This window comes from Desulfosporosinus sp. OT (assembly GCF_000224515.1).
Classification (GTDB): Bacteria; Bacillota; Desulfitobacteriia; order Desulfitobacteriales; family Desulfitobacteriaceae; genus Desulfosporosinus.
Window position 1 is genome coordinate 1 of record NZ_AGAF01000207.1, and the last position, 6,730, is coordinate 6,730.

Annotated in this window: 6 protein-coding genes; all 6 read right to left on the reverse strand. The window is 36.6% G+C overall.

The window, feature by feature from the left end:
- Positions 1 to 133: 133 nt before the first annotated feature.
- The gene (locus DOT_RS19080) at positions 134 to 1,945 is read right to left on the reverse strand and encodes a SulP family inorganic anion transporter (RefSeq protein WP_040412922.1); all 1,812 of its coding nucleotides are present in this window, start codon (positions 1,943 to 1,945) and stop codon (positions 134 to 136) included.
- Between the two features lie 91 nt (positions 1,946 to 2,036).
- Positions 2,037 to 2,693: a hypothetical protein gene (locus DOT_RS19085; protein WP_009622332.1), complete on the reverse strand. Its 657-nt coding sequence runs from the start codon at positions 2,691 to 2,693 to the stop codon at positions 2,037 to 2,039.
- A 747-nt stretch (positions 2,694 to 3,440) separates the two neighbouring features.
- Complete coding sequence (locus DOT_RS19090) at positions 3,441 to 4,136, reverse strand: universal stress protein (RefSeq protein WP_009622334.1); 696 nt, start codon at positions 4,134 to 4,136, stop codon at positions 3,441 to 3,443.
- Positions 4,137 to 4,653: 517 nt separating this feature from the next.
- The gene (locus tag DOT_RS19095; RefSeq protein WP_040412927.1) at positions 4,654 to 5,283 is read right to left on the reverse strand and encodes a universal stress protein; all 630 of its coding nucleotides are present in this window, start codon (positions 5,281 to 5,283) and stop codon (positions 4,654 to 4,656) included.
- 127 nt (positions 5,284 to 5,410) lie between these two features.
- Positions 5,411 to 5,950: a chromate transporter gene (locus tag DOT_RS19100; protein ID WP_009622338.1), complete on the reverse strand. Its 540-nt coding sequence runs from the start codon at positions 5,948 to 5,950 to the stop codon at positions 5,411 to 5,413.
- The gene (locus tag DOT_RS19105) at positions 5,947 to 6,552 is read right to left on the reverse strand and encodes a chromate transporter (protein ID WP_009622340.1); all 606 of its coding nucleotides are present in this window, start codon (positions 6,550 to 6,552) and stop codon (positions 5,947 to 5,949) included. Before DOT_RS19105 ends, DOT_RS19100 begins: the two co-directional genes overlap by 4 nt.
- Between the last annotated feature and the right edge of the window lie 178 nt (positions 6,553 to 6,730).

The following is a 6,730-nucleotide window of genomic DNA, read 5'->3' on the forward strand; positions in this document are numbered from 1 at the left end:
ATTTCGTGACTTTGAGAAAAAAAGCGTCTTTATAAGATGTTGTAGTGTACATCATCTTATAAAGACGTCTACTAATAACTTTAACCTTTCGTTTGAGTTGTTACAACAAAGCTCTCCGAAAGCAGCGATACTTCTAGAACGAAATGACGTTCTTATTAGCATTTGCGCTACCTTTTAAATTCGCAACAGACTCTAGTAAATTACATGAGATCGATTTATCTGCTCCATCTCCGATTTCACAGTTCAAGACAGCTCTCGCTCTCTCTAAATCTTTAGAGGTAGTAGCAAAAATTTCATTCTCCGCCAACATAAATTTGTTGTCAACACCGATATCTTGATCAAAATTTGCTTTCATTAGTATTGAGTTAATATTTGACCTTACACCACACACAATAACACTTCCACCAGATTCTTTAACTGACCTGATAAATATCTTCAATGCATTAAGTGATGTAATATCAATACTTGCCACATGCTTCATTCTTAAAATGAATATTCTGGATTTATCCACCAGGGTTTCTAATTTATCTTCAAGGTCTTCTGACGATCCGAAATAAAGACTTCCTTGTAATTCAATAATTAATATATCAACTTTTCCCTTGATTGCTTCAACCTCTGTTTCAATAATTTGAGATTCTTCTCCCTGTGATGGAATAAGAATTTTAACCGGAACTTTGTTTGTATCTCTGAGGTGCAATGCAATTGAGAGTCCAATCCCTAAATAGATTGCATAAGAAAGGTTGGGCAATAGAATTGTCGCAAAACACGTTACCCACATTGCAAGAGAGTCCGATTTAAGTTTACCCAGTTTTACTACCTTCATGATTTCCTTTGTGTTAATCAGGTTGTATGCCGTAACCATCATTACCCCAGCAAGACATGCATTTGGTATGTACTTTGCAAATGGGGCAAAGAATAAAAGAACTATGGCCATTATTACTCCAGACAAGATTCCCGCAAATCTTGTCGCTGCTCCACTGTGGTAATTTATCGCAGTACGTGTAAAGGAACCAGATCCAGGAAAACCTTGGAAAAACGCCGACCCAATATTTGCCAGACCTTGTCCGATGAATTCCTGATTAGGATCGAGTTTCTGTCGAGATAAATTGGAAATAGCTTTTGCACTAGAAATAGCCTCGACACATCCTATAATTGCAATTGATAAAGCCCCGCTTAATAGGTTCTGCATAGTATTCAAATTGAACTGTACCATCGTAAATGGAGGCAGAGAAGTAGGGATATCACCAGTAAGTTTTACACCTTGCTTATCTAAAGAGAAAACGATGATTATTATAATTGGGATGATAATTCCAATGAGCGCACCAGGAAGATTCTTATTTATCCTTTTACAAATCACTATTATTGCGGCAGTCAAAAGTCCAAGTCCAAGAGCATAGTAATTGGTTTGGCCTAGATGTGTAAAAACGTAAGATATTTTCTCAGTAGTTGGCATTTGCGCTGCATTTTTAATGGGTATGCTCAGCAACGTATTTAACTGTCCAAGTGCGATTAAACCACCCGCACCAGTAGTAAAACCAAGAATAACAGTATGAGACACGTAAGTTATTAACTTACCGAACTTAAGAATTCCAAAGAGCATTTTTATGGCACCAACTAGAAATGTTAAGAGAAAAAGGATTTGATAGGCGTTATCATGTCCCATATAGCCTGTCATCACGCTTGCTACGAGTAGCGCTGAGGAATTTGTCGGACCTGTGACTAAATGCTTCGAACTTCCAAATGCTGAACCAAAAATAGAAGATAAAATTGCTGTGTATAAACCATAAACTGGGTTAAGACCTGCAATCAGGGCGTAAGCCATACACTGTGGAATTGCAACGACTGCCCCTGTCAATGCGGCAATCAAGTCTTTACTTACATACTCTTTTTTGTAATTCATTACAGTTCCAATTAATGGAATGTATTTGAATCTAGTTAAGCGCAATGAAAATCCCACCTTTCCGTGCAAATGATTGTTTAAATACTTTATTGAGGTAAAAAGTCTCATTATTTCTCATAAGTCAAATTTCGACTACTCAAATCCATATATCCAGACTATCCTTATGCTCAATAAGCTTTTCAGCAATTTTACTTCCCACAAAATGAAAGTAATTGTCTACCTCTTCAAAGTAACGATCTCCGTCATCCTGACTAAAATTTGAAACCTCTTCTATGAACTTGCCACTATCAACTACTCGACGAAGTAGGGGAATCCTGTTCGTTCTGTTAATATCAAAGGTTTCTATTGCCTTTCCAAATTCATCACCTAAATTGGATGTACCCCAAGCTTTAGGCCCTTTTTCAGGTTTAATTTCGTAGACACGCCTTACAAATTCAAAAGGAAATGCGCCAAACGAAATTAATAGCTTGGGTTGATGTTCTATAACAAGTTCCCTCAACAATTCTATTTCATTAGATACTTCTGTTCCCCACCAATTTAATGTATTTGGTACGATTCCACTGTCGCTAACAACATTCCTAATATACATATTAGCCGTATTAATCCTAGTATGCAGTTCCCTGAAGACTTTGTCCTGAATCTCAGCTAAAACCGGTGTCCAAATGTAGTGGCGAATCGCAGGATGTTTTGGATTAAATAATAGCCAAATAGGATATTCTTTTTCTCCCGTCTCTCTCTTAATCTTCATTTTCTCGACACTAGATATTTCTTTATCGAGTGCTAAACTGGGCAAACGAATTCCACCTTTCTATTTTATTATTACTGTCATTGCTGCTACAGTCTGATAAAGTTACTAAAGCATTACGGACAAAGATTTATCTCTGGCAATTATATACCTCTGTTATTCAAGGAAGGCTAGACAAGATCCAAAATTGAAGTCAAACAATTTACTCGATACATATGCTTGCAATTAAAGATTAGCATTATGACAGTACGGTGTCTATAGTAGGAAGATATGTTCGTAATCAATATACACTATGGCTAGCCCGTTGGATTTTGCGCTTTAAGTTACAATTATACGTATTTGTAATATTTTCCCGGACGCTTGGCACCTCACGAAAGCCCATTGAACTGTAACGATCCATTAAATACTCTCGAAGACTTCTTACTGAAGACGGTAAAATGACCGCAAGTGCGTCTATATAGAGGTTCGTCTATTGTATATGTATGAATGGTCCAGCATTAATCAGGTACTATGCATAAATAGCTCTCCTCAGACAACACTTATAATTATTGGAACCAATATTATAATCTTTAATGATATGAGCTATAAATCTCAAATCAATTGCCATTTTATTTAAGATTTGAACATACTCAACATAAAGAAGCCCCCAAAAGACTCATGTCTCTTCGGGGCCAAATTTAATTCTATCGATATAAAGTGTACACCTTATTTATCTACTCTCTTTATCATGAATCTAATTTAAAGGGCTTTTACTAATCTGTTAATTAACCTTATGGTTAGGTGATGTTCGCATATTTAGAATAAGATATTTTCAGACCGGCCATTTGTCATATTTGATGATGAGAAATTACTCATTCTTTCCTGTGACTGCGTACTTTCAAGCAAGTAAGTATCGACAAACTCTCGGGTAAGTTTCTTAACTAATACTACAGGTATACTCGATTTGTTTTGTACAGCACGTGGTAGATTACCGATATTTAGCCAATTTACTGTCGAATACTCCTGTTCACCCATAATTATTAAGCCAAAGGAATTTCTAGTTGCATAATCAATAATTAAATCTGCTGTATCTGATGTATCGGAAATAAGGGTATTAGAACATAATATCTGATGCTTAACGTTAATTCCTCTTTTTGAGAATATACTCTTTATTTCTCTCAATACCACGTCATGCTGATTATTGATTTCCAGATCAGATTCGTTAGACACATGGTTTAACCATCCAGTTCTTGGACCAACCGGCCAATGATCAAGACCATTAGGTTCTGCCCCTTGATTACACCCCCAATAATATCTCTTGTGCTTTGGGCGTAACTCTTTCCAACTATATTTTGTGCCCATAATGTTTTCATCTTTTTCTTGGATCTGTACAATAGTTAAATGCATGTTAGGCATATGTTTCAATAAGGTAGCTGCGTAAACAGCTGCAGAAAGAGCCTGCTTTGTGCCATCGGAATAGAGAAGCACATTAAAATTAGTGAAATCAGTCATAATAATTACCCCTTTCACATTCATTTTTCAAACTACCAATTAACCGCTTTCAGTGATTGAATGTTCGCCAAACACCAAAAATTGGTAAATATTTATTTAAGGAATAATGTTGTTTATTGTCTAATGCTTTAGAATTTGACATAGCCTTAGATTATTTTATTTCTGTGAGTAGAACCAGCGGCAACTACCAGTACACGGCGGTTCTAGTTTTACGTGATCTAGGTTTCCTTGTTTGGTGGAGTAATCATTCTCTCAATCAAAGATTAGCATTACGTCCACATTGTGTCTATAGTAAGTAAATATGCTCGTAATCAATATATACTATGGCCTACTCTTTTAATATCCGATCCTATCAAGTACTCTTATGGCCTGAATTTACCGAACTACCTCTGGTCACTGTCCCTTGAAATTTCTCAGCGGAATTCCTCATTCCTGAAAAACATTAAAGCCCCGAAGAGAAAAGTTTCTCTTCGGGGCTTTAATGTTTTTCAACTCAGATGTTAACTACAAATTATCCTTATGACTCTGTGTTTGCTAAGTAATCATCGATAAGGTCTTGTGGAAGCTTCTTGATTAACAAAACCGGTATTGGGGAATTATCGAGCACACCATGCGACAGACTGCCAAAGATAACTCCCTTTAATGCAGAGTGTCCCCTGGAACCAATTATTACTAATTCAAAAGTATGTTTGGTCGCATAATCAATAATAACATTCACTGTATCCGCTATGTCCAATGGATCTGATAAACTAGAGTTACAACATAATACCTCATGAGTAACATCGAGTTTTCTCTTTGCAAATATTTTGTTGGTTTTGGCAAGTATCACAGCATACTGCTGTTTAGCTTCCAACGTTTCGTTGAGTACGTTTTTCATCCATTGCTTGGTAGGACTTGCTGGCCAAGTGTCTATCCAACTATATTCTTTCTCTGTTGAACAAGCCCAATAATATCTTTTATATTTCGGACGTAACTCTTTCCAACTATATTCTATCCCTGGTGAACCTTCATTACTGTCTTGTTCTTGTATAATAGTCAAATGCATATTCGGCATTTCCTCCAACAGCATAGCAGTGTAAACAGCCGCAGAAAAGGCCTGATGTGATCCATCGGAGTAGAGAAGTACTTTGAACTTAGAATCATTCATGCTAAATACCTCGTCCCCAAAAAATTTTAACATGATTATACCATAATTGTCAGCACTTATACTCAAAAGCATTTTCAATATATTGGTGCCCCAGGTTTTAATATAAAATATTCCAATCATTACACCACTAAAATATCATGATCCCGATTATCCCCGATGCCAAAATCAAATATGCTGGATGATATTTTGTCTTAATTAACATAATAAAAGCTACAACCAAAAGGAATGAACTTTTTATGTCGATATAATTACTCCCTCCAATAATACCATTACTAATAGCAAATTTGATTGCTGCATAAGCAATAATTGCTACAATCGTCGGTCTTAGCCCATAGAACGCCGCTTTTACAATTCGGTGATTTTGATATTTTATAAATAGTTGTCCAATAATAAGTATGAGCAGTAGTGAGGGGAGCGAAACAGATATACATGCGATCGCAGCACCAGGTAAACCTGCAATTTTGTAGCCCAATATAGTTGCCGTATTGGTCGCTATTGGGCCGGGAGCCATCGCAGAAACTGCAATCATATCTGTGAACTGACTCATAGTAAGCCAATGGTGGTTCTCCACCTCTTTCTGAATAAGGGGTATCATAGCATACCCGCCGCCAAAACTAACAAGCCCTAGTTTGAAAAAAGTAATAAACATATCGAGAAATATATTCAAAACTTTTCACCTCTTACTTTCTTTTGAGCTACTGTATGATTTTGCATTTCCTTAACTTTCACAATCACAATGCCAAAAAAAGCACCCATGAAGATCACAAGAATCAAATTCAGACTTTTAAATAATAGGAGCACCAGAACACAGATTGCACAAAGTGTGAAGCAGATTTTATCAACAAGAGATACCTTGCTCATTTTATAGGCTGCCGAGGCAATCAATGCCACTACAACAGGCCTTATGCCTTGTAACGCTGCTTGAACATGGATGTTATGCTGAAAGGAAGATAGCAAAGCTCCCAATATTATAATAATAACAAATGTTGGTATTACAATTCCTACTAAAGCTGCCAGTGCACCTGGGACACCAGCTATCTGATAGCCCACGAAAGTAGCGGAATTAACCGCGATAGCACCTGGTACAGATTGAGAAACTGCAAAAACGTCGACTATCTCTTCTTTACCTATCCAATTTTTCTTAGTTACTAGTTCCTCTTCCATGATAGGTATCATTGCAAATCCTCCACCAAATGTAATTGGTGAAATCTTAAAAAAAGTCATAAATAATTCAAACAGTAATTTATAATTAACTTTCTTTTTTTCCATTTTATCTCCCCCTACGGCATTAGTAATGCATACCATGGTTATGAGTGAGGGTCTTACAGATTTGATTTTCAGGCAGCTAAGCTTTGTATGTATAAATCAGGAATGGCTACTAATTTCCGACACGCCAGAAATTCACCCACGTCCTTTCTTCAGTCTTTAGATATCAACCTATTACGAA

What these genes read in the sequence shown, in the direction of transcription:
- DOT_RS19090 (WP_009622334.1), bottom strand. Translation starts at nt 4,136, where the DNA reads ATGACTGATTTCACTAATTTTAATGTGCTTCTCTATTCCGATGGCACA.
- DOT_RS19095 (WP_040412927.1), bottom strand. Translation starts at nt 5,283, where the DNA reads ATGAATGATTCTAAGTTCAAAGTACTTCTCTACTCCGATGGATCACAT.
- DOT_RS19105 (WP_009622340.1), bottom strand. Translation starts at nt 6,552, where the DNA reads ATGGAAAAAAAGAAAGTTAATTATAAATTACTGTTTGAATTATTTATG.